Source organism: Acinetobacter sp. KH_038, assembly GCF_057839405.1.
In genome coordinates this window covers 2,580,682-2,604,272 of record NZ_CM174489.1, presented here as the reverse complement: position 1 = coordinate 2,604,272, position 23,591 = coordinate 2,580,682, and the positions used below count along the sequence as shown (strand labels likewise).

The following is a 23,591-nucleotide window of genomic DNA, read 5'->3' as shown; positions in this document are numbered from 1 at the left end:
ATTTTTATACATTTTATGCCAAATGAAAATAAAACAGATCAAATTGCCGCTGTCATTGAGAATTGCGCATGCCGGAAATTAAAATCTCCAATGGATATATTCAGCTTTGGGCAACCTATTTGCGCGGTCTGCAGATCGAGCCCCTGAATGCCGAGTTTCTGCAGGATTTGCAGGAGCCGCTTGCCTCGCTCATCGATCAGCCTTTTGATACCCAGGTGCCTTTAGAGCTGTTAAACCAGTTGCTGTTCAGAACCCAGCAATATTTAAACTGTCCGCAGCTGGTTTTTGAAATCGTGCAGGTGATTCGTCCTGAGCATTTTGGGGTACTGGGCTATATGGCTTCGCGTAGCAGCAATGTTGCCGAGATTCTTGGCTATATCATGCGTTTTCAGCGCCTGGTGGTTGATGGCAGTGAGTTCGTGCCCTTGCAGTTGAAGCAGCATGAACACAGTATTGAACTTCACTGGGCCTATCTAGATGAAAAATATAACCTGTTAAATGAGCTGACCATGGCCGCGATGGTGCAGTTGGGCCGGGTTATTTTGCAAGATCAGCCGCTTTTACTGCACCGCGTACGTTTTGCACATAGGGCTGAGATAGCACCCATTCATTATCAGAAATTTTTTGCCACTGAGGTTGAATTTGTCCAGACTTATTATGGACTAGAACTGGATCTGCAAGGACTCGCCTATAAATCTGAACAGGCAGATCCCATGTTATTACAGTTATTGATCCGTCAGGCGGAACAGGCAATCGCAGCCAAACCGCAACTGCACAGTATGCTGCAACAGGCGGAGCAAATCATTGCCGAACAGCTGCGAACCCGGCAGCAGGCCATCAAAATTGAGCAGCTTGCCCAGCAGTTGTTAATGTCGACCCGAAGCTTGCAGCGCCTGTTCAGTACCTATCACACATCATTTAAAAAAGTGCTGGAACAGCAGCGGATCAAACGCTGCGAGATTTTATTACAGCAGGGGCTGAGTCTGAGCGAGATTGCCGAAGCGCTGGATTATTCCGATCAGTCAGCATTGGCCCGCGCCTATAAGGCTGCGACTGGACAAACCTTGCTGCAACGCAAGAAACAGTTAAAGCATTCCCGACAATAAAAAAGCGACCTGTAGCGGTCGCTTTTTTATTTTGCAAGGATGATCAAGTTAAGCGCTTGCTTTGATCTTCGGATATCTAAATGCAATCGCAGCCATGGCAAAGATGGCCAGAATCCAGCAATAGTACACGCCGCCAATCAGTTCCACCGGCGAGATTTTTGCAATGGAACAGGCAAGTAGCAACTGTGCGCCATAAGGAATCAAACCTTGTACCACGCAGGAGAAAATATCCATCAGCGCGGCAGAGCGTCTGGGATCCACGCCGTATTCTTTGGCCACTTCACGTGCCATATCGCCAGACAGAATAATCGCCACGGTATTATTGGCCACAAAGATATTCGAAAACACCACCAGAAAGCTGATCCCGATTTCACCGGCACGTTGACGGCCGACCTTAAACAGGCGGGTCAAGCTATAAATACGTTCGATCAGCCAGCGTAAACCCCCTTCACGTTGCATGATTGCCGACAGGCCACCTAGGAACATGGACAATAATGCCACTTCAAACATGCCGACAAAGCCGTCATAAATGGAATTATTCAGTTTGAGCAGATCAAATTCAGTTGTGGCAAACAGGCCAAATAAACCGGAAAGCAGAACCCCGATGCTCAGAACCGCCAGAACATGCAGCCGACTAAAAGCCAAAATAAATACTGCAATATAAGGTAAGACCAGTAACCAGTTAAAATCTTTATATTCTACAGCGCTGGAACTACTGCTACTCAAAGCATAAATCAAGATGGTGGCAATCGATGCCGGTACGGCAATCCAGACATTGACTTTAAACTTGTCACGTAATTGCACCCGTTGGCTGGTGGTGGCAGCAATGGTGGTATCTGAAATCATGGAAAGGTTGTCGCCGAACATGGCACCGCCCACTACGGCGCCAATCGCATAAATCACGCTAATCTCGGTGACCTGGGTAAAACCAAAGGCAATCGGGGCACAGGCAGCAATGGTCCCCATGGAGGTACCCATCGCCGTGGCAATAAAAGCCGAGATAATAAACAGCATTGGCAGGATAAATTCAGGCGGAATAATCGACAGGCCGAGTTGTACTGTGGCATCGACACTGCCAATGGCACTGCTGACACTGGCAAAGGCGCCGGCCAGCATAAACACCATGAACATCAGAATTAAGTTCGGATGACTGGCACCTTTAAGAAAGGCTTCAATGCCCTGATTAAGTTTGCCACGATAGATGAATACAGCCAGAATAATCGCGGGCAGGGCAGCAACAGGCGCTTTCACCTGGTAGAACGCGAACTCGGTTCCGATCAGGGAATGATAGATCCCGCTACCCAAAAACAGGGTTAAAAATACAATAAGCGGCAGCAGTGCAATGGCGCGTGCCTGCACTGTACCTTCGGAAGAAGTCTGCATAGGAGATAAAAAATTAAGAGAATAAGACTAGTATAAAGCAGGTTTTGCAATTTCAGAAAACTTTAAATGAATGCGCTAACATCTGCATTTTTATTAATTTTTGTATGATAAAAATAAGTTTATCTAAATATTCAGGATTTTAGGTAATAGCAAAATTAGGCATCTTTGATCATTGTGAAAAAAATCAAAATAATCGTAAATAGACCCTTCCGAATTGTTTTGAAATCTTCGCACAGGAAATGAAATACTCGAGGTCGGTATCGCAGACTGTTCATTGGACAAAAAATAGCGTTACAATGCGACGTCTTGTATTTTTACATAGTCAATGCCTCAAGTTTGAAACACGTTAAGGAAAGCTCAGCCCTATGTCACGTTTAGCCACACGATTTGCACAACTTAAATCTCAACAGCGTAAAGCTTTAGTTTCTTATGTTATGGCTGGTGATCCGCATCCGGAGGTCACTGTACCTTTGCTACATGAGATGGTAGACGCGGGTGTCGATGTGATTGAGCTGGGTCTGCCTTTCTCCGATCCGATGGCAGATGGTCCGGTAATTGCTTTAGCGGCTGAACGCGCTCTGGCAGGCGGAACTAATACTCTGGATGCACTGCACATGGTGAAAGAATTTCGCTTGAAAGATCGCGAAACACCGGTGGTGCTGATGGGGTATCTGAATCCGGTCGAGGTCATTGGTTATGAAAAGTTTGTGGCTTATGCCTATGAATGTGGAGTAGATGGTGTGCTGCTGGTGGACTTGCCGCCAGAAGAAGCACAAAGTCTGGGTGAAGTGCTGGAAAAATATGACATGGATCAGATTTTCCTGCTGGCACCAACTTCAACCGATACACGAATTCAACATGTAGCAAAACAGGCCAGCGGCTTTATTTACTACGTATCGTTGAAAGGCGTGACCGGTGCAGCAACTTTAGATGTTTCTGAAGCCGCTGCACGCATTCAAAAGATTAAAGCTGTGACTGATGTTCCTGTAGGCGTAGGTTTCGGTATCAGCGATGCTGCATCTGCGAAAGCGATGGGTGTTGCTGCCGATGCAGTTATTGTGGGAAGTGCGTTTGTAAAGCAGTTTGCAACGCTCGCACCAGAACAAGCCGTTGTTGCAACGGTGAATAAAGTCAAGGAGCTTCGAGCAGCGCTCGATGAGTTATAGTATGAGTCAACCAGTGAAACCAGGCAAAATTCTGAGCCCATCGACCCCATGGACGGAACGCATTGTTCCAGGCATTCATGTACCCGATGAGCAGGCGATCTACAAAGCGACATTTACCGAGCCTACGGTCGAATGTCCTGAATGTCATGCTTTGGTGACCCGTACCGCGATGTCATTTAATGCCTATGTTTGCCCGCAGTGTGATGAACATTTGCGCATGAAAGCCCGTGAGCGTTTAAACTGGTTCTTTGACCAGGTACAAACTGAACTGGGTCAGGAATTTGTAGCCAAAGATCCATTAAAGTTTGTCGATAGCAAAGCCTATCCGGACCGTATGGCAGAAGCGCAAAAGAAAACCGGCGAAACCGAAGCATTGGTGGTGATTCAAGGTCTGCTCAAAGACGTCCCAATGATTGCCTGTGCCTTTGAATTCGATTTCATGGGCGGTTCTATGGGTACTGTGGTCGGTGACCGCTTTGTTCAGGCGGCAGAACGCGCGATTGAAGCACGTCAGCCTTTAATCTGCTTTGCTGCTTCAGGCGGTGCGCGTATGCAGGAAGGCATGTTGTCTCTGATGCAAATGGCACGTACTTCAGCTGCGATCCAGCGTTTAAAAGAAGCCGGCCTGCCTTATGTAGTGGTATTGACGCATCCGGTCTATGGTGGCGTGACTGCATCACTGGCAATGTTGGGTGATGTACATCTGGCTGAACCAAAGGCGATGATCGGCTTTGCCGGTAAACGCGTGATTGAACAGACAGTACGTGAAAAACTGGAAGAACCGTTCCAGCGCGCAGAATATTTGCTTGATCATGGTGTAGTCGATCAGATTGTTCACCGTCACGCATTACGTGATACAGTTTACCGTATTGTTACGAAATTGATGAACTTGCATTGAACACAGCACCGCTAGCAACAGATTCTTTAAATACATGGCTCGATTATTGGAGCCATGTTCACGTTACGGGTATTGATTTAGGTCTGGAACGCGTCATTCCGGTGGCTGAAAAGCTCGGGGTGACCAGTCCAGCGGCCAAAGTGCTGACGGTGGCTGGAACCAATGGTAAGGGTTCGACCACCACCACACTGGCTGCGATCTTGAATGCACAAGGCTTCAAGGTTGGCCTGTATCAGTCACCGCATGTGTATCGTTTCAATGAGCGGGTAAAATTGCGCGGCATTGAAGTCGAAGATCAGTTGCTGATTGATGCTTTTGTTCAGGTGGATCAGGCTCGTCGCGAATGTGATTTGAGCCTGTCTTTCTTTGAAGCGACCACTTTGGCCGCTTTTGTGATTTTTAAAGATCAGTTGTGTGATGTCTGGGTGCTGGAAGTAGGCCTGGGCGGTCGTCTGGATGTGGTCAATGTGGTCAATCCGGATGTAGCCGTAATTACCAATATTGGTCTGGATCATACTGACTGGCTTGGTGATAGTATCGAAAAAATTGCCTTTGAAAAAGCCGGCATTATCCGGCCGGATATTCCGGTAATTTTTGGCGGACAGCAACAGATTCCGCAAGCGATTTTAGAAAAGGCATCAGCATGTAATGCGCCGTTGTATGCCATTCACCGTGATTATTTTTATGAAGCATTTGAAGATGGCCAAAGCTGGGCATTCGCTTCTTCAGGCACAACCTTAAAGCTTCCAACAGGCGCTCTGGCGCTGGATAATATTTCCACCGCTGTGGCTGCCATTTTGCTGAGCGGTTTAACGGTCAGTCAGGACGCAATGGCTCAAGGTATTCAAACCGCAACGTTGCCGGGACGTTTTGAAGTTCGTCAAATCCAGAATAAAACCGTGATTTTTGATGCCGGACATAATCCGCATGGCGTCGAGTTTCTGCTGAAGCAGTTGCGCAATTATTTAAATTACAATCAAAAATATAAAAAAATCATTTGTGTATTTTCAATGTTGGCAGATAAAGATATAAATTCTGTCACCGAGTTATTGAAAGATACAATCCAATTGTGGAAAATTGCACCATTATCCGTACCACGTGCGGCAGAGGTCACAGTTCTGGCTGATGCGCTGCATGGGGAAGCGGTAGAGCAATTTGACAATGTAAAATTAGCTTTTAAATCAGCACTGGATCAAAGCGATAATAATCAGCTGATTTTGGTATGTGGATCATTTCATACCTTAGAAGCGGTATGGGAGTATTTGGAAGAATGTCAATGAATAATAAACAGCGCTGGATGGGCGGTGTTGTTTTACTCGGTGGTGGTGTTTTATTGGCAGCATTACTCCTGAAAGGTCAAGATGAAATCAATCAGGACCGTCAGCAAAAACCAGCACAGGCTGCGGAAGTGGAAGCTAAAGAGGCAGTCAATCATTCGCTAGGCTCCTTGACGGTCGATGTGGAAACCGAAAAGCGTTTACTGGAACAGCAACGCCGTGACCGGGAAAAATCGGTTGCAGAACAGGAAGCACGTGCGGCTGAGTTTTTAGCGATGCAACAGCAGGCTGAAGCAGATGCAGCGCGTAAAGCTGCTGAAGAATATGCGGCTCTGAATGCACACCGTCTGGGACAGCAAAGCTCGGATAATATTCCACCAGAACTGGTCGAAGATGAACAGGCCAAACAGAAACGTCTGGCTGAAGAAAAGGCTGCGCAAGACAAAAAGCTAGCCCAGCAGCAGCTGGAACAACAGAAAGCCAATAGTTCTGCCGATGCAGCCAAGAAAGAAGCTGAACGTAAAGCAGCGGAAAATAAAGCCGCTGAAGAAAAACGTAAATTAGAGCAACAGCAAAAAGCCGAAGCAGAACGTAAGGCGACTGAGGCAAAACGTAAGGCTGAGGAAGAGCGTAAGGCTGCCGAGAAGAAAGAAGCTGAACGTAAAGCTGCCGAAAAGAAAGAAGCTGAACGTAAAGCTGCCGAGGAAAAACGTAAAGCTGAAGAAGCCAAGAAAAAGGCAGCAGAAGACGCCAAGAAGAAAGCCGAAGCTGAACAGGCACGTAAACTGCTGGAAGGTGAAAGTGACAAGCAATGGATGGTGCAGGTGGCACTGGCAGCCAATGAGGCCAATGCAGACGCGGTTGCGGCCAAATTACGTGCCAAGGGCTATAAAGTGACCAAGAGTCCGACGTCTAAAGGGATTCGTATCATGGTTGGCCCATCGAAAGACCGTGATACTGCAGATGCACTGCGCAAGAAAATTGTGTCTGATGCTAGCCTGAATATGAAATCAGCTTGGGTCAATGACTGGGTGCCACTGGATAGGCGTTAATTGTTTTCGCCAGTCGAAGTTTCTGTAGATGGATTTGCGAGCTGTTCGCAAATCCATTTTACATTTTCAGGGCTAAACAACTTTTCCATATTGCGCCAAATTGGATGAAAGCCATAACTGCCATATTTCATTTCTTGTACTGTATCTTCAATTAGGCCAGTTTTGAAAAATAATCCGCTACATGGCCCCACTGGCACCTGTCCGGTCAGAACCGTGATCGCAGTGTAAGAATATTTTTTTTATGCTGTCGCGCCTGTTGGATCAACTGCATCACGTTCAACACATCTTCCCGATTCATGGCCCAGGTATGAATAGGAGCATGCTCAAGTCCGAGATTTGCATGTGCCAAAATTTCTATATCTTTAGCGCGTGAACACAGATTAATCACATGCTGGATATTAGATGCTTTTAAATGGAGTGCAAGCCCGGCAATTGTAAGCTAAGTACCAGTGTCATTTTCTATCTATATATTATTTTTATTGGTGCTTCAGCTTTATCGTCAATGAAAAAAGCCTGTCGACTAAAACAGGCTTTTTGTGCAGCAAATAGTGTTCTGATCAGTGTTTATATTCTTTCCTACGGAATATATTGCTCAGGGCAGAGCAGTGTTCGACTCATCTCAACTACGCGCTTCGCTTGTCTTATGAATATTTAAAGAAGTGCTTTAGGTTATCACTCGAAGCATAATTTCTCGTCTTCTTGCGGAATATATTCCTCAGGGCAGAGCAGTGTTTGACTCATCTCATACTACGCGCTTCGCTTGTCTTGCGCAAAATTAAAAAGGAGTCCTTTTAATTTTGCTCAGGATGTGGCGTTAAGCGAAGGTATGGCGTGACTGCCTTATAACCTTTCGGAAAACGTTGCTTGATTTCTTCCTCATCTTTTAGTGAAGGCACAATCACCACATCTTCACCTTGCTGCCAGTTTGCAGGGGTTGCCACTTTATGGTTGTCGGTAAGTTGCAATGAATCCACCACACGCAGGATTTCATGGAAATTACGACCGGTCGATGCTGGATAGGTGATAATCAAACGGACTTTTTTATTCGGATCAATGATCACCAAAGAACGAACTGTCAGTGTTTCACTGGCATTTGGATGAATAAAGTCATACAGCTCGGAGACTTTACGGTCCTGATCGGCAATGATCGGGAAGTTGACGGTCGTATCCTGAGTTTCATTAATGTCTTTAATCCAGCCATGATGCGATTCAACATCATCGACCGATAAGGCAATGGCTTTCACACTGCGTTTTGCAAATTCATCTTTCAGCTTTGCTGTATAGCCAAGTTCAGTGGTGCATACCGGCGTATAGTCCGCCGGATGTGAAAATAAAATGCCCCAGCTATCACCCAGAAAGTCATAAAAATTAATCAGGCCTTCGCTGGATTGCTGTTCAAAATTTGGTGCGGTATCGCCTAGACGTAAACTCATTTGCTTGCCTCAATTCATTGTTATGTTGTGTTTGATAAAATAAATATGAACCAAATTTTTTATGATTAAAAATAGTGTTTTTAGCTTTCTTTATGAATAAACTGCATAAGTGATTTATCTATCCAGCTAGAATCAAACAAATCAGTCGTCTAATTGACTATATTGCACAGCTAAAGTTTGCTACATTACTTTTCCTTAGATCTCGGGGCTAGAACTCAGGATCAGATTTTTTTCAGCGGTTTTATGGCAAAACCCTTGTAGTTCAAATTTCTAGCACCATAATAACGACTAAGAACATATTCATTTGACAAGCAAGATTTAGAGAGTCTATTCATGTTGGCAAGTCTGATCGGAGGAATCTTCGGTACCAAAAATGAGCGCGAACTCAAACGCATGCGTAAAATCGTAGACAAGATTAATGTGCTCGAGCCGACGATATCTACCCTGAGCGATGCAGACTTATCTGCAAAAACTGAAGAATTCAAACAACGATATAATAAGGGTGAAAACCTCGATAAATTACTGCCTGAAGCATTTGCAGTCTGCCGTGAAGCCGCGAAGCGGGTGATGGGCATGCGTCATTATGACGTACAGTTGATCGGTGGTATTACCTTGCACGAAGGTAAAATTGCAGAGATGCGTACCGGTGAAGGTAAAACCCTGATGGGTACCTTGGCCTGTTATCTCAATGCGCTGAGCGGTCAGGGTGTGCATGTCATTACCGTGAACGATTATCTGGCGCAACGTGATGCCGAGCTCAACCGTCCATTATTCGAGTTTTTGGGTTTAAGTATCGGCATTATTTATTCTATGCAAAATCCGATGGAAAAAGCCGAAGCTTATCGTGCCGATATTACTTACGGGACCAATAACGAATTTGGCTTTGACTACCTGCGTGACAACATGGTGTTCTCGCTGGCCGAGAAAAAGCAGCGTGGCCTGACCTATGCAATTATTGATGAGGTCGATTCGATCCTGATTGATGAAGCACGTACCCCGCTGATTATTTCTGGTCAAAGTGAAGACTCTTCACAGCTTTATGCAGCCATCAATAATATTCCACCAAAATTACAGCCGCAAAAAGAAGAAAAAGTGCCGGATGGCGGTCATTTCTGGATTGATGAAAAACAGCGTTCGGTTGAAATTACCGAAGTCGGTTTCGAAACCATTGAAAGTGAACTGATTGAAATGGGCCTGCTGGCTGAAGGTGAGAGCCTGTATTCAGCTTCGAACCTGAACCTGTTGCATCATGTCACTGCGGCCATTCGTGCTCATTATCTCTATCAACGCAATGTACATTACATCATCAATGATGGTGAAGTGATTATCGTCGATGAAAATACCGGTCGTACCATGCCGGGCCGTCGCTGGTCTGAAGGCTTGCATCAAGCGGTAGAAGCAAAAGAAGGTCTGGAAATCCAGCCAGAAAACCAGACTCTGGCAACTACAACATTCCAGAACTATTTCCGTCTGTATCAAAAATTATCTGGTATGACCGGTACTGCTGATACAGAAGCGGCGGAAATGAAAGAAATTTATGGTCTGGATGTGGTCCTGATTCCGACTCACCGTCCAATGATCCGTGACGACCAGAACGATTTAATCTATTTAAATCGTGAAGGCAAATATAACGCGATTATTCAGGAAATTCAGCGTGTGCATGAAGCGGGTGTGGCGCCGATCCTGATTGGTACTGCGACCATCGAAGCGTCTGAGATTCTGTCAGATAAGCTGAAAGCGGCCGGTATTACCCATGAAGTACTGAATGCCAAACAGCATGAACGTGAAGCGGATATTATTGCGCAGGCCGGTGCACCGCGTGCCGTGACCATTGCCACCAACATGGCCGGTCGTGGTACCGATATTCTGCTGGGTGGTAACTGGAAAGCATTGCTGGCCAAAATTGAAAACCCAACTGCTGAAGATGAAGCACGTCTGAAAGCGGAATGGGATGCCAGTCACCAAGCTGTACTGGATTCAGGTGGTTTGCATATTATAGGTTCTGAACGTCATGAATCGCGTCGTATCGATAACCAGTTGCGTGGTCGTGCCGGTCGTCAGGGTGACCCAGGTGTTTCGCGTTTCTACCTGTCGCTTGAAGATGATTTGATGCGTATTTTCGCCGGGGATCGTGTGGTTGGCATGATGCGTGCCATGGGCTTGCAGGAAGATGAAGCGATTGAGCACAAAATGGTGTCTCGCTCGATTGAAAATGCCCAGCGTAAAGTGGAAGCACGTAACTTTGATATTCGTAAGAACCTGCTGAAATACGATGACGTGAATAACGAACAGCGTAAGATCATCTATAGCCAGCGTGATGACATTCTGGCAGAAAATTCACTACAGGATTATATTGAAGAAATGATCCGTGAAGTGATGCAGGGTGTAATTGCCAATTATATTCCGCCTGAGTCGATTCATGACCAGTGGGATATTGAAGGTCTGGAACTGGCCTTGCGTGAAGACCTGTCGATGGATCTTCCGATTGGTGAATGGCTGGAACAGGACCGTCGTCTGGACGAAGAAGCCTTGGTCGGACGTATTACCGATGAAGTGCTGAATCGTTACCGTTCACGCCGTGAGCAAATGGGTGAAGAGTCTGCTGCATCGCTTGAACGTCACTTTATGCTGAATTCTCTGGACCGTCACTGGAAAGAGCATCTGGCAGCCATGGATTACTTGCGTCAGGGTATCCATTTACGTGGCTATGCACAGAAAAATCCAGAGCAGGAATACAAAAAAGAGGCCTATAATCTGTTTGTAAACATGCTCGGTGTGATCAAGTCGGATGTAGTAACAGACTTGTCGCGTATTCATGTACCGACCCCAGAAGAACTGGCTGAAATGGAAGCGCAGCAGCAGGCACAGGCCGAAGCAATGCGTTTACAGTTGTCTCATGACGAGTTTGACGGTTTATTGGCGGACGAACATGAGGTGACTACTGAGCAAAATGCCGAGGCAAATCCGGTTGCGCCAGTATTTGAAGCACCGGCAAGCCGTAATGCGCCGTGTCCATGTGGTTCAGGCCTGAAATATAAACAGTGTCATGGCAGAATTTAAGCAGTCTTGAAAATCAGAGCCACATGGCTCTGATTTTTTTTATGTTTAAAGATTTTTCAGAAGCCGAATACTGTTTGCAGTCTTGCAGATTAAATGGTATTTAATGGCTCATTCAACACCGAAAAGTGGAATAACCTGAATGAAAAAAGTATTAAAAACGCTCATGCTTGCTGCTTTGGCAATGCCTGCTTTAAGTTTTGCAGAAACACCAGCTACCACGACACTTGATAAGGTTCAGCAAGCAGTGGGTACGACCACGGCTCAAGTACAACGCACAGATGCACAAGTGACCGTAGCCAGCCCACGTACCGGGATTCGTTACACCTTTGCCAATCAGAACCGTCCGATTGTGTTGCAGACCGCTGCGATTGCACCTGCAAATGCCGCCAATGCAGACCGTATTGTGGCATCTAATCCGGCACTTTCTGCCACCAGTCAGCAACAGGCGAAACAGGCTTTATTAAATGAAGCTGGGCAACTGGCGAAAAATTAAAATGCTGTGCTTTTAAAAATACCGAAACCAGTCTTGATGACTGGTTTTTTATTGTGAAAATCTATCAAAAATCTCAGGCTCGCTCAGGCTTTGGCTCGATTTTTCCTTGCAGATCAACTAAGCTGTATTTTTCTGAAACTTCAATATTGGACTTTAAAATGGCAGTTGGTGACGTATCTATGCCACAGATGCATGTGGTGAAAGGGGTGAGAATTGGTTCGGCCGAAGCATATGTGCGTTATCAGAACCGACGTGACCTGGTGATATTCGAACTGGCTGCAGGCTCCAATGTTGCAGGGGTATTTACCCAAAATGCCTTCTGTGCAGCCCCGGTGCATGTATCTAAAGCACATTTACAGGTGGCTAATCCACGTTACCTGGTGATCAATACCGGCAATGCCAATGCAGGTACGGGTGCAACAGGTATGACCAATGCGGAAGCGACTTGTGCCAAACTGGCGCAACTTGCCGGGGTAAAACCTGAGGAAATTCTTCCATTTTCAACAGGCGTGATTGGCGAACAGCTTCCGATGGAGCGTTTGCTGAGCGGTCTGCAACCTGCATTAGACACATTGCGTGATGATGCCTGGGTGGACGCAGCAACCGGAATCATGACCACAGATACCACACCAAAAGGCGCTTCAGAGCAGTTCGAGCTGGATGGTATCACCTATACCATGACCGGTATTTCCAAGGGTGCCGGCATGATTCGTCCAAATATGGCAACCATGCTGGGTTATGTGGCAACCGATGCTCCTATCAGTCGCGAACTGGTACAACAGTTATTGACAGAAACGGTGAATGTATCCTTTAACCGTATTACCATTGATGGCGATACCTCGACCAATGATTCATGTATCTTGATTGCGACAGGGCAGGCCGGTGGTGCTGAAATCACATCGGTTGAAGATCCACGCTATACAGTGCTTTTAGAGGTATTGACACGTACCATGAAACGCCTGGCACAACTGATTGTGCGTGATGGTGAAGGTGCAACCAAATTTATTACCGTTGCGGTAGAAGGTGGTGCCAATACTCAGGAATGTTGTGATGTGGCTTATAGTATTGCGCATTCACCACTGGTTAAAACAGCCATTTTTGCATCAGATCCGAACTGGGGGCGTATTCTGGCAGCGATTGGTTATGCCGGTGTAGCTCACTTAGACGTTGCAAAAATTCAGGTTTGGTTAGATGATGTACAAATCTGCAAAGATGGTGGTGCGGCAGCAGATTATACCGAAGCAGCCGGTGCCCGTGTAATGGCACAAGCTGAAATGATGATTCGTGTTGATCTTGGGCGTGGTGAGGCAAAGGACACGGTTTATACTTGTGACCTGTCTTATGACTATGTCAAGATTAATGCAGACTATCGCTCATAAGTCAGATCATTTCGAAAGCCTCCACTGCGAGGCTTTTTTTATAAATTACTTTTTTAATGACTGGTCAAAAATAGCGTTTTGCCAAATATGGCCAGAGTGTAGGGTGAATGTCCGTATCGCTGCGGACAGTTAGGGTAGAGTAAGAGTTGTTATGAATGATGCGACCAAATTAATAGCCAATGAAGCCAAGTCAATTGTGCAGGCGCATTTAGATCGTTTAGGTGTGCCTCAAGAGCATCAAATGAGTCAGCAGGAAAAATTAGACAAATTTGCACAGATCAAGGCAGAGCTGGACAAACAGGATGCTGTTTTGGTGGCGCATTATTATTGCGATCCTGAAGTACAGGAGCTGGCAGAGCTGACCGGTGGTTGTGTTTCGGATTCTCTGGAAATGGCACGTTTTGGCCGTGATCATCCAGCCTCAACGTTGGTGGTGGCAGGGGTGAAGTTTATGGGCGAAACCTCAAAAATCTTATCTCCAGATAAAACCGTGCTAATGCCAACGCTCGAAGCAACCTGCTCACTAGATCTGGGTTGTCCGGTTGATGAATTTACGGCTTTTTGTGATGCACATCCTGATCATACCGTTGTGGTCTATGCCAATACTTCTGCCGCGGTGAAAGCCCGTGCCGATTGGGTAGTGACTTCCAGCTGTGCTGTGGAAATTGTTGAACATCTGGATAGCCTTGGCGAAAAAATTATCTGGGCGCCGGATCAACATTTGGGCAGATATATCCAAAACAAAACTGGTGCGGAAATGTTGCTTTGGGATGGTGCCTGTATTGTGCATGAGGAGTTTCGTTCACGCGGTATTGCCAGTATGAAAGCTCTCCATCCAGATGCTGCAGTATTGGTACATCCAGAATCGCCTATGTCGGTGGTTGAGATTGCAGATGCAGTGGGCAGTACCTCGCAACTGATCAAAGCAGCTCAAACCTTGCCACATCAGCGCTTAATTGTGGCTACGGATCGTGGCATCTTCTATAAAATGCAGCAGGCGGTTCCAGATAAAATCCTGATTGAGGCGCCAACTGCGGGCGAAGGGGCAACCTGTCGTTCTTGTGCGCATTGTCCTTGGATGGCCATGAATGAGCTGGATGGTATCTTGCATGTATTACAGCATAAAGATCAGCAAGTACATGTTGATCCTGCACTGGCGGAACGTGCAAAACTGCCTCTAGATCGCATGTTGAACTTCAGTGCCGGTCTAAAACGTTAAAATTTGTATAAAAAATGTCTGAAGCGCTTGATAAATAAACGCTTGAAGGGTTTTTTAGGTTTTTTTTAAATATAGGTGTTGACGTCTCCGGGCGTCACGCCTAGAATGCACACCGTACCGAACGATGTTCGATACGAAAGCTGAGATGAATCGGAGCATAGCACAGCCTGGTAGTGCACCTGGTTTGGGACCAGGGGGTCGTAGGTTCGAATCCTACTGCTCCGACCAATTCTTCAAGGCAAATGATGTTTGCATCAGTAACGCGCTTGTAGCTCAGTTGGATAGAGCATCCGCCTTCTAAGCGGATGGTCACAGGTTCGAATCCTGTCAGGCGCGCCATTTGGTCGCTTGATGTTAAGAATCAAAATGATGGTGGATGTAGCTCAGTTGGTAGAGCCCTGGATTGTGATTCCAGTTGTCGCGGGTTCGAATCCCGTCATTCACCCCAACTTTTAAAGTTGAAATCGGAGCATAGCACAGCCTGGTAGTGCACCTGGTTTGGGACCAGGGGGTCGTAGGTTCGAATCCTACTGCTCCGACCATCTCTTTCAAGATGGTCGAGATAAAAGATACCGCGTTAAGCGGTTTTTTTATGCCTGAAATTCAATAAGTATAAAATATATACAATATTATTTGTCGTGACTTATTTTTAACAACTATCAGGTAGCCACTACTAAATCCATATCAGTTTATCTTTGATGCAACTTAATTCAATTCAGTCATCTATTTATGGGGAAATTGCCATCCGAGGTCTAATGGTTTGTTTGGATTCAAACATGCAGTTATATCTGGAGCATAAAGTTTCTAAAAAGGAAGGAGGTGATAATGCTCTGACTGTTTTATTTGAACAGGTGTATATACGTTTAAAAATCTAAATACAGTTGTGTAAATAGAATGGGTGGGGAAAATGATATTTCTGCTATTAAAATTTCATCTTGATCGGCATATAAATATTAAACCGTCCCAAAAAGTGCTCTTGCACTTAATTAAACCGCATAAATTTCCTTAAAATGTTTAAATATTACCCAGTAGAGAGTAAAAACCACATTTTCTGTAGAATAAATAAACAGTCGTGATATTTTTGCTGAATTATTTAAAAATAGGGGTTGTGTTGGGTGTGAAATGCTGTAGAATGCACATCCATCGGCGGTGATGTTGATTAAAACTTGTTGAGAAACAAGGATTTAGCTCAAAGGGTTTAAATCTGGAAGTCTTGAAGAAGTTTAAAAATAATCGACTGAACCTGTTGACTCTTTCGAAATAAAGAGTAATATAGCCGACCTAGCTTGCTGCTGACGAAGTAGCAAGAAGATCATTAAGAGATTATGAAGAACAACTTGTGTGGATTTTTGCTGGTTGATCGATCGAAATTATTTTCATTGATTGAATGGTAGAAATTACTCGAAGTTTATTTGAGAAATATTTGTCAGAAAATTGATGAGCCAAGATTGGTGCCCTTTAAAGGTACTACTGATTTTAAACTGAAGAGTTTGATCATGGCTCAGATTGAACGCTGGCGGCAGGCTTAACACATGCAAGTCGAGCGGATGAAAGTAGCTTGCTACTGGATTTAGCGGCGGACGGGTGAGTAATGCTTAGGAATCTGCCTATTAGTGGGGGACAACATCTCGAAAGGGATGCTAATACCGCATACGTCCTACGGGAGAAAGCAGGGGATCTTCGGACCTTGCGCTAATAGATGAGCCTAAGTCGGATTAGCTAGTTGGTGGGGTAAAGGCCTACCAAGGCGACGATCTGTAGCGGGTCTGAGAGGATGATCCGCCACACTGGGACTGAGACACGGCCCAGACTCCTACGGGAGGCAGCAGTGGGGAATATTGGACAATGGGGGGAACCCTGATCCAGCCATGCCGCGTGTGTGAAGAAGGCCTTTTGGTTGTAAAGCACTTTAAGCGAGGAGGAGGAGCTCTTGGTTAATACCCAAGATGCTTGGACGTTACTCGCAGAATAAGCACCGGCTAACTCTGTGCCAGCAGCCGCGGTAATACAGAGGGTGCAAGCGTTAATCGGATTTACTGGGCGTAAAGCGCGCGTAGGTGGCCAATTAAGTCAAATGTGAAATCCCCGAGCTTAACTTGGGAATTGCATTCGATACTGGTTGGCTAGAGTATGGGAGAGGATGGTAGAATTCCAGGTGTAGCGGTGAAATGCGTAGAGATCTGGAGGAATACCGATGGCGAAGGCAGCCATCTGGCCTAATACTGACACTGAGGTGCGAAAGCATGGGGAGCAAACAGGATTAGATACCCTGGTAGTCCATGCCGTAAACGATGTCTACTAGCCGTTGGGGCCTTTGAGGCTTTAGTGGCGCAGCTAACGCGATAAGTAGACCGCCTGGGGAGTACGGTCGCAAGACTAAAACTCAAATGAATTGACGGGGGCCCGCACAAGCGGTGGAGCATGTGGTTTAATTCGATGCAACGCGAAGAACCTTACCTGGTCTTGACATAGTAAGAACTTTCCAGAGATGGATTGGTGCCTTCGGGAACTTACATACAGGTGCTGCATGGCTGTCGTCAGCTCGTGTCGTGAGATGTTGGGTTAAGTCCCGCAACGAGCGCAACCCTTTTCCTTATTTGCCAGCGGGTTAAGCCGGGAACTTTAAGGATACTGCCAGTGACAAACTGGAGGAAGGCGGGGACGACGTCAAGTCATCATGGCCCTTACGACCAGGGCTACACACGTGCTACAATGGTCGGTACAAAGGGTTGCTACCTAGCGATAGGATGCTAATCTCAAAAAGCCGATCGTAGTCCGGATTGGAGTCTGCAACTCGACTCCATGAAGTCGGAATCGCTAGTAATCGCGGATCAGAATGCCGCGGTGAATACGTTCCCGGGCCTTGTACACACCGCCCGTCACACCATGGGAGTTTGTTGCACCAGAAGTAGGTAGTCTAACCGCAAGGAGGACGCTTACCACGGTGTGGCAGATGACTGGGGTGAAGTCGTAACAAGGTAGCCGTAGGGGAACCTGCGGCTGGATCACCTCCTTAACGAAAGATTGACGATTGGTAAGAATCCACAACAAGTTGTTCTTCATACGATGTATCTGAGGGTCTGTAGCTCAGTTGGTTAGAGCACACGCTTGATAAGCGTGGGGTCACAAGTTCAAGTCTTGTCAGACCCACCACTCTGCAAACTTACAGAAATCAGAAACATTGACTTATTGATAAGCTGGGGACTTAGCTTAGTTGGTAGAGCGCCTGCTTTGCACGCAGGAGGTCAGGAGTTCGACTCTCCTAGTCTCCACCATCATTTAAGACTAAGTTGCTAGATTATAGAATTTAGTAAGTTTAAGCTTATTAACTTCTGTGATTTATCACAGCGTCTAGACCTGACGAAGGCTAGATCAATCATTAACAGAATATATTTGAGTTGAAATAAATTGTTTAAGGCTCAGAACTAAATTGATATTTAAGTATGACACGCAAGTGACATAGTTGAATGGAGATGAAGAACTGAGAAACTAGCGATTAACTGAATCAAGCGTTTTGGTATATGAATCTAATTGAAGCTGTACAGTGATTAAGTTCACGAGACACTAAACTGAATGTTGGTTGATCTACTTGTAGGATCAAGCGACTGTTTGGGGTTGTATAGTCAAGTAATTAAGTGCATGTGGTGGATGCCTTGGCAGTCAGAGGCGATGAAAGACGTGATAGCCTGCGAAAAGCTCCGGGGAGGCGGCAAATATCCTGTGATCCGGAGATGTCTGAATGGGGAAACCCACTTACCATAAGGTAGGTATTGCAACATGAATACATAGTGTTGCAAGGCGAACGAGGGGAAGTGAAACATCTCAGTACCCTTAGGAAAAGAAATCAATTGAGATTCCCTCAGTAGCGGCGAGCGAAAGGGGAAGAGCCCATTAAGTCATATAAGTTCTAGTGGAACGCTCTGGGAAGTGCGACCGTAGACGGTGATAGTCCTGTACACGAAAGGGCTTATATGATGATGTCGAGTAGGGCGAGGCACGTGAAACCTTGTCTGAATATGGGGGGACCATCCTCCAAGGCTAAATACTCCTGACTGACCGATAGTGAACCAGTACCGTGAGGGAAAGGCGAAAAGAACCCCTGTGAGGGGAGTGAAATAGATCCTGAAACCGCATGCATACAAGCAGTGGGAGCCGGCATTGTGTCCGGTGACTGCGTACCTTTTGTATAATGGGTCAGCGACTTATATTCAGTAGCAAGGTTAACCGAATAGGGGAGCCGTAGGGAAACCGAGTCTTAATAGGGCGTTTAGTTGCTGGGTATAGACCCGAAACCAGGTGATCTATCCATGAGCAGGTTGAAGGTTGGGTAACACTAACTGGAGGACCGAACCCACTGTCGTTGAAAAGCCAGGGGATGACTTGTGGATAGGGGTGAAAGGCTAATCAAACTTGGTGATAGCTGGTTCTCCCCGAAAGCTATTTAGGTAGCGCCTCGGACGAATACCATTGGGGGTAGAGCACTGTTTCGGCTAGGGGGTCATCCCGACTTACCAAACCGATGCAAACTCCGAATACCAATGAGTACTATCCGGGAGACAGACTGCGGGTGCTAACGTCCGTAGTCAAGAGGAAAACAATCCAGACCGCCAGCTAAGGCCCCAAAATTATAGTTAAGTGGGAAACGATGTGGGAAGGCATAGACAGCTAGGAGGTTGGCTTAGAAGCAGCCACCCTTTAAAGAAAGCGTAATAGCTCACTAGTCGAGTCGGCCTGCGCGGAAGATGTAACGGGGCTAAAACTATATGCCGAAGCTGCGGATGCATAATTTATTATGCGTGGTAGGGGAGCGTTCTGTAAGCCGATGAAGGTGGATTGAGAAGTCTGCTGGAGGTATCAGAAGTGCGAATGCTGACGTGAGTAACGACAAAGCGAGTGAAAAACTCGCTCGCTGAAAGACCAAGGGTTCCAGTCCAACGTTAATCGGGGCTGGGTGAGTCGACCCCTAAGGCGAGGCCGAGAGGCGTAGTCGATGGGAAATTGGTTAATATTCCAATACTTCTGTGTAATGCGATGAGAGGACGGAGAAGGTTAAGTCAGCCTGGCGTTGGTTGTCCAGGTGGAAGGTTGTAGGCATGCATCTTAGGCAAATCCGGGGTGCTCTATGCTGAGAACTGATAGCAAGCTGTACTTGTACAGTGAAGTGGCTGATACCATGCTTCCAGGAAAAGTCTCTAAGCTTCAGTTACACAGGAATCGTACCCGAAACCGACACAGGTGGTCAGGTCGAGTAGACCAAAGCGCTTGAGAGAACTCTGCTGAAGGAACTAGGCAAAATGGTACCGTAACTTCGGGAGAAGGTACGCTGCTTTTGGTGATGGAACTTGCTTCCTGAGCTGAGAGCAGCCACAGAAACCAGGCCCCTGCAACTGTTTATTAAAAACATAGCACTCTGCAAACACGAAAGTGGACGTATAGGGTGTGATGCCTGCCCGGTGCTGGAAGGTTAATTGATGGGGTTAGCGTAAGCGAAGCTCTTGATCGAAGCCCCAGTAAACGGCGGCCGTAACTATAACGGTCCTAAGGTAGCGAAATTCCTTGTCGGGTAAGTTCCGACCTGCACGAATGGCATAATGATGGGGGCGCTGTCTCCAGCAGAGACTCAGTGAAATCGAATTCGCCGTGAAGATGCGGTGTACCCGCGGCTAGACGGAAAGACCCCGTGAACCTTTACTGCAGCTTGACATTGAACTTTGATCTTACTTGTGTAGGATAGGTGGGAGGCTTTGAAACCGAGACGCTAGTTTCGGTGGAGCCAATCTTGAAATACCACCCTGGTAATATTGAGGTTCTAACTCTGCTCCATAATCTGGAGCGAGGACCATGTCTGGTGGGTAGTTTGACTGGGGCGGTCTCCTCCTAAAGAGTAACGGAGGAGTACGAAGGTGCGCTCAGCGTGGTCGGAAATCACGCGTAGAGTATAAAGGCAAAAGCGCGCTTAACTGCGAGACCCACAAGTCGAGCAGGTACGAAAGTAGGTCTTAGTGATCCGGTGGTTCTGTATGGAAGGGCCATCGCTCAACGGATAAAAGGTACTCTGGGGATAACAGGCTGATACCGCCCAAGAGTTCATATCGACGGCGGTGTTTGGCACCTCGATGTCGGCTCATCTCATCCTGGGGCTGAAGCAGGTCCCAAGGGTATGGCTGTTCGCCATTTAAAGAGGTACGCGAGCTGGGTTTAGAACGTCGTGAGACAGTTCGGTCCCTATCTACCGTGGGCGTTGGAAATTTGAGAGGATCTGCTCCTAGTACGAGAGGACCAGAGTGGACGAACCTCTGGTGTACCGGTTGTGACGCCAGTCGCATCGCCGGGTAGCTATGTTCGGAAGGGATAACCGCTGAAAGCATCTAAGCGGGAAGCCTACCTCAAGATAAGATTTCCCCAGGACTTTATGTCCTCTAAAGAGCCGTTGAAGACTACGACGTTGATAGGTTGGATGTGGAAGTGCAGTGATGCATGAAGCTGACCAATACTAATTGCTCGTGAGGCTTGACTATACAACACCCAAACAGTTGTTGTATAAAGCATCAATTGATTCGATATTCAGCAAAACGACTTGATTCAGTATCTCGTTAGTAAGACAATATTCAACTCAGATATACCTGTTAATAACTCATTTGGAAAAAGCATTGGCATACACTGAAAAGTGACTAGATAAGACCAAAGCAAGTATCCATAAACAGTTGTGCTGGCGACAATAGCAAGAGTGAACCACCTGATCCCTTCCCGAACTCAGAAGTGAAACCTCTTAGCGCTGATGGTAGTGTGGGGTTACCCATGTGAGAGTAAGTCATCGCCAGCTCATTATTCAAAACACCCCCTGCTGATGCAGGGGGTGTTTTTTTATGCACGGATAAAATAAAAGTAGGGAAATCAGATGGTTAAATTTAGAAATTAGAAAAGTCTAGAAATTTAAAATCCAATTTATATGTTTTTTAGAAAATCTATGTTATAAAAAATAAAACGGCATAAAAATTGCTTATAAAACGAGATTTCTATTAAGGGGGTAATAATGAGACTAACAGTGGGCCTAAAAATTGCGAACTCGCTGTCATTAACTCCACAATTGCAGCAAGCTATTCGGCTATTACAATTATCAAGCCTAGAGCTGGAACAAGAAGTTCAATTGCAACTTGATAGTAACCCTCTATTAGAGCAAGTTGAAGAGCAGGTTACACTTGAAAGCTTGTCGAATACTGAATCAAATAATGAACATAAAGACTTGACCAATGAGCTTAATGCGGATCATCTACCAGATGAACTCCCTGTAGATACAGATTGGGATGATGTTTATACGCATCAACCGACAAGTCTGGGAGCGGCTGAATTCGAAGAACGAGAAGATAATCGGCAAGGGCATCAGAGTTTGCAGGAATATATGCTTGAGCAGATCAACCTGTTGAATTTTTCAAAGATTGATCAGTTAATTGCTTATTGCATAGTAGATTCCTTGGATGATAAAGGCTTTTTAGATGCCGAGCTGAGTGAAATTACCGCATCCGTACAGCATCTATTATCGACCATGGGTTCTGAAGAAGAGATTGAAGAGGATGAAGTAGCCGTAGTGCTGAAACATATTCAGCGTCTCGATCCGGTCGGAGTGGGCTCAAGAAGTTTGGCAGAATGCCTGTTAGTGCAACTTGATAATTTGCCTGCTTTAACTCCTTGCCGGGAGGATGCAATCAAGCTTTTACAACATTATGAATTACTGATTAGCAATGAACTTCCTAAGCTGATCAAGCAGACGGGACTCAATCCAGAGCAGTTACGCTGTGCGGTAGATTTGCTCAAAACACTCAAGCCGCATCCGGGTCTGGAATTTGAAAACAAGGAATCAGATTATCAGGTACCCGATGTTGTGGTCATGAAAAAAAATAACTGTTGGAACGTCAATTTAAATCCGGATGTGCTACCAAGGTTACGTATCAATTCTTTCTACGCCAAGATGATTCGTCGCGCAGATCAAAGTGATGATAATCAGTACTTGCGTAACCAGATGCTTGAGGCGAAAAACTTTATTAAAAGTATTGATGAGCGACATAAAACCTTATTGAAAGTCGCAACCTGTATTGTGGAACATCAAAAAATGTTTCTAGAAATTGGTGCGGAAGGCATGAAACCTCTAGTTTTAAGAGATATTGCTGAAGAAGTCGAATTGCACGAGTCGACAGTTTCGCGTGTCACCACCAATAAATATATGCTGACCCCGCGTGGTCTATTTGAACTGAAATATTTCTTCTCGAGCCATGTTGGTACAACTTCTGGAGGAGAAGCATCCTCTACTGCTATCCGTGCCAAAATCAAGAAACTGATTGCTGAGGAAAATGCCCGTAAACCTTTATCTGACAATACTATTGCCAATATGTTGAAAGAAGAAGGAATTGATGTGGCACGACGTACGGTGGCGAAATATCGTGAATCGTTACATATTCCTTCATCTTCTGAACGAAAAGTCTTGATCTGAAATTTAAAATCTGGCTATTCTAAAGATTCATTATGACAGCATAATGAATCTTTTTTCTTTTGAGGAACAGTGAAATGGTTTAGTCCAGTACTTCAAATACGAACTTTTTATTTATAAGTTACTGTATTTAAATTATTTTATATTGTGACTCTTCTAATCCTAACGAAGGTGAGGGATAGAACTATGCAAATAACAATTCGTGGACATCATTTATCTATTACGCCAGCAATTGAAGAACGTATAAAAACCAAGTTTTCACAAATGACTAAACACCTGGATCAGGTAAATAGTATGCAAGTAAAACTCTCTAAAGATCATCAAATTGATAAACGCTCTCGGAAGGGCAGCAGTAATCATATCGCAGAGGCGATTATCAGATTACCGGGAATCGAGTTTTTTGCCCACGCCACTGCTGATGATATGTATACCTCAATTAAAATTTTGACGGAAAAATTAAAACGGCAGATTGACCGCTATCGGGAAATGCATTTACAGCAGCATGCTTTGGCCTTATAAAGGACAAATGATGAAAAAGAGGTTTTAAAAGCCTCTTTTTTTTATATATATAATGTATGGATCCATGAATTATTTTTGCTATTTATAGTAAAATGGCTCGTTTTACACCCTTAGTCCTATAAGA

Annotated in this window: 13 protein-coding genes, 6 tRNA genes, 3 rRNA genes and 1 pseudogene; 20 read left to right on the top strand and 3 right to left on the bottom strand. The window is 45.6% G+C overall.

The annotated features are described in order from the left end of the window. The first annotated feature begins 68 nt into the window (after positions 1-68). A complete protein-coding gene (locus AC3IT7_RS12295) occupies positions 69-1,106 on the top strand; it encodes a helix-turn-helix transcriptional regulator (protein ID WP_489248655.1) in 1,038 nt (345 codons plus the stop codon). A 48-nt stretch (positions 1,107-1,154) separates the two neighbouring features. On the opposite strand, the gene AC3IT7_RS12290 is transcribed toward AC3IT7_RS12295, so the two are convergent. Further along, on the bottom strand, positions 1,155-2,489 hold the full coding sequence (locus AC3IT7_RS12290) for a Na+/H+ antiporter NhaC family protein (RefSeq protein ID WP_489248654.1): 1,335 nt from the start codon (positions 2,487-2,489) through the stop codon (positions 1,155-1,157). 365 nt (positions 2,490-2,854) lie between these two features. On the opposite strand from AC3IT7_RS12290, the gene trpA reads away from it, so the two are divergent. The 4 genes from trpA to AC3IT7_RS12270 are packed head-to-tail and all read left to right on the top strand — an operon-like array spanning position 2,855 to position 6,882. Next, positions 2,855-3,655: a tryptophan synthase subunit alpha gene (trpA, locus tag AC3IT7_RS12285; protein WP_475654817.1), complete on the top strand. Its 801-nt coding sequence runs from the start codon at positions 2,855-2,857 to the stop codon at positions 3,653-3,655. A gap of 1 nt (position 3,656) precedes the next feature. After that, the gene (accD, locus tag AC3IT7_RS12280) at positions 3,657-4,553 is read left to right on the top strand and encodes an acetyl-CoA carboxylase, carboxyltransferase subunit beta (protein WP_475654818.1); all 897 of its coding nucleotides are present in this window, start codon (positions 3,657-3,659) and stop codon (positions 4,551-4,553) included. After that, positions 4,550-5,833 (top strand): bifunctional tetrahydrofolate synthase/dihydrofolate synthase, encoded by a 1,284-nt coding sequence (gene folC / locus AC3IT7_RS12275; RefSeq protein ID WP_489248653.1) that lies wholly within the window; start codon positions 4,550-4,552, stop codon positions 5,831-5,833. The genes accD and folC overlap by 4 nt, the downstream gene beginning before the upstream one ends. After that, positions 5,830-6,882, top strand: coding sequence for an SPOR domain-containing protein (locus AC3IT7_RS12270; protein WP_489248652.1), 1,053 nt, complete (start codon positions 5,830-5,832; stop codon positions 6,880-6,882). Before folC ends, AC3IT7_RS12270 begins: the two co-directional genes overlap by 4 nt. On the opposite strand, the pseudogene AC3IT7_RS12265 reads toward AC3IT7_RS12270, so the two are convergent. Beyond that, positions 6,879-7,294, bottom strand: a pseudogene (locus AC3IT7_RS12265) (phosphatase domain-containing putative toxin); the annotation flags it as partial. The gene AC3IT7_RS12270 and the pseudogene AC3IT7_RS12265 sit on opposite strands and share 4 nt — an antisense overlap. 379 nt (positions 7,295-7,673) lie before the next feature. Next, on the bottom strand, positions 7,674-8,315 hold the full coding sequence (locus AC3IT7_RS12260; RefSeq protein WP_489248651.1) for a peroxiredoxin: 642 nt from the start codon (positions 8,313-8,315) through the stop codon (positions 7,674-7,676). Positions 8,316-8,648: 333 nt separating this feature from the next. Between AC3IT7_RS12260 and secA the strand changes: the two genes are divergently transcribed. The 15 genes from secA to hpf all read left to right on the top strand — a co-directional run bounded on the left by secA (position 8,649) and on the right by hpf (position 23,467). After that, the gene (gene secA, locus AC3IT7_RS12255) at positions 8,649-11,375 is read left to right on the top strand and encodes a preprotein translocase subunit SecA (RefSeq protein WP_489248650.1); all 2,727 of its coding nucleotides are present in this window, start codon (positions 8,649-8,651) and stop codon (positions 11,373-11,375) included. A gap of 139 nt (positions 11,376-11,514) precedes the next feature. Then, positions 11,515-11,868 carry a hypothetical protein gene (locus AC3IT7_RS12250; protein ID WP_475655000.1) on the top strand — a complete coding sequence of 118 codons (354 nt, stop codon included), beginning with the start codon at positions 11,515-11,517 and terminating at the stop codon, positions 11,866-11,868. Between the two features lie 158 nt (positions 11,869-12,026). Further along, a complete protein-coding gene (argJ, locus tag AC3IT7_RS12245) occupies positions 12,027-13,247 on the top strand; it encodes a bifunctional glutamate N-acetyltransferase/amino-acid acetyltransferase ArgJ (RefSeq protein WP_489248649.1) in 1,221 nt (406 codons plus the stop codon). A gap of 151 nt (positions 13,248-13,398) precedes the next feature. Continuing rightward, complete coding sequence (nadA, locus tag AC3IT7_RS12240; RefSeq protein ID WP_489248648.1) at positions 13,399-14,466, top strand: quinolinate synthase NadA; 1,068 nt, start codon at positions 13,399-13,401, stop codon at positions 14,464-14,466. A gap of 151 nt (positions 14,467-14,617) precedes the next feature. Beyond that, positions 14,618-14,694: transfer RNA gene (locus AC3IT7_RS12235), tRNA-Pro, on the top strand. A gap of 34 nt (positions 14,695-14,728) precedes the next feature. After that, positions 14,729-14,805 (top strand) — tRNA-Arg (locus AC3IT7_RS12230). A gap of 33 nt (positions 14,806-14,838) precedes the next feature. Beyond that, positions 14,839-14,914, top strand: a tRNA-His gene (locus AC3IT7_RS12225). 17 nt (positions 14,915-14,931) lie between these two features. After that, a tRNA-Pro gene (locus tag AC3IT7_RS12220) sits at positions 14,932-15,008 on the top strand. Positions 15,009-15,944: 936 nt separating this feature from the next. Next, positions 15,945-17,482, top strand: a 16S ribosomal RNA gene (locus AC3IT7_RS12215). Between the two features lie 60 nt (positions 17,483-17,542). Then, a tRNA-Ile gene (locus AC3IT7_RS12210) sits at positions 17,543-17,619 on the top strand. A gap of 46 nt (positions 17,620-17,665) precedes the next feature. Beyond that, a tRNA-Ala gene (locus AC3IT7_RS12205) sits at positions 17,666-17,741 on the top strand. A gap of 346 nt (positions 17,742-18,087) precedes the next feature. Next, positions 18,088-20,984, top strand: a 23S ribosomal RNA gene (locus tag AC3IT7_RS12200). A gap of 190 nt (positions 20,985-21,174) precedes the next feature. Beyond that, positions 21,175-21,289, top strand: a 5S ribosomal RNA gene (gene rrf, locus AC3IT7_RS12195). The 16S, 23S and 5S rRNA genes sit together here with 2 tRNA genes alongside, the layout of an rRNA operon. A gap of 210 nt (positions 21,290-21,499) precedes the next feature. Beyond that, entirely contained in the window at positions 21,500-22,951 is a 1,452-nt protein-coding gene (locus AC3IT7_RS12190; protein WP_489248647.1) for an RNA polymerase factor sigma-54, read from the top strand. Positions 22,952-23,134: 183 nt separating this feature from the next. Next, positions 23,135-23,467, top strand: coding sequence for a ribosome hibernation-promoting factor, HPF/YfiA family (gene hpf / locus AC3IT7_RS12185; protein ID WP_004646022.1), 333 nt, complete (start codon positions 23,135-23,137; stop codon positions 23,465-23,467). The last annotated feature ends 124 nt before the right edge of the window (positions 23,468-23,591 follow it).

Bases quoted from the DNA above. Each gene is read 5' to 3' on its own strand.
- AC3IT7_RS12260 (WP_489248651.1), bottom strand. From the start codon at position 8,315: ATGAGTTTACGTCTAGGCGATACCGCACCAAATTTTGAACAGCAATCC.
- AC3IT7_RS12270 (WP_489248652.1), top strand. From the start codon at position 5,830: ATGAATAATAAACAGCGCTGGATGGGCGGTGTTGTTTTACTCGGTGGT.
- accD (WP_475654818.1), top strand. From the start codon at position 3,657: ATGAGTCAACCAGTGAAACCAGGCAAAATTCTGAGCCCATCGACCCCA.
- trpA (WP_475654817.1), top strand. From the start codon at position 2,855: ATGTCACGTTTAGCCACACGATTTGCACAACTTAAATCTCAACAGCGT.
- AC3IT7_RS12250 (WP_475655000.1), top strand. From the start codon at position 11,515: ATGAAAAAAGTATTAAAAACGCTCATGCTTGCTGCTTTGGCAATGCCT.
- AC3IT7_RS12190 (WP_489248647.1), top strand. From the start codon at position 21,500: ATGAGACTAACAGTGGGCCTAAAAATTGCGAACTCGCTGTCATTAACT.
- nadA (WP_489248648.1), top strand. From the start codon at position 13,399: ATGAATGATGCGACCAAATTAATAGCCAATGAAGCCAAGTCAATTGTG.
- AC3IT7_RS12290 (WP_489248654.1), bottom strand. From the start codon at position 2,489: ATGCAGACTTCTTCCGAAGGTACAGTGCAGGCACGCGCCATTGCACTG.
- secA (WP_489248650.1), top strand. From the start codon at position 8,649: ATGTTGGCAAGTCTGATCGGAGGAATCTTCGGTACCAAAAATGAGCGC.
- argJ (WP_489248649.1), top strand. From the start codon at position 12,027: ATGGCAGTTGGTGACGTATCTATGCCACAGATGCATGTGGTGAAAGGG.
- hpf (WP_004646022.1), top strand. From the start codon at position 23,135: ATGCAAATAACAATTCGTGGACATCATTTATCTATTACGCCAGCAATT.
- AC3IT7_RS12295 (WP_489248655.1), top strand. From the start codon at position 69: ATGCCGGAAATTAAAATCTCCAATGGATATATTCAGCTTTGGGCAACC.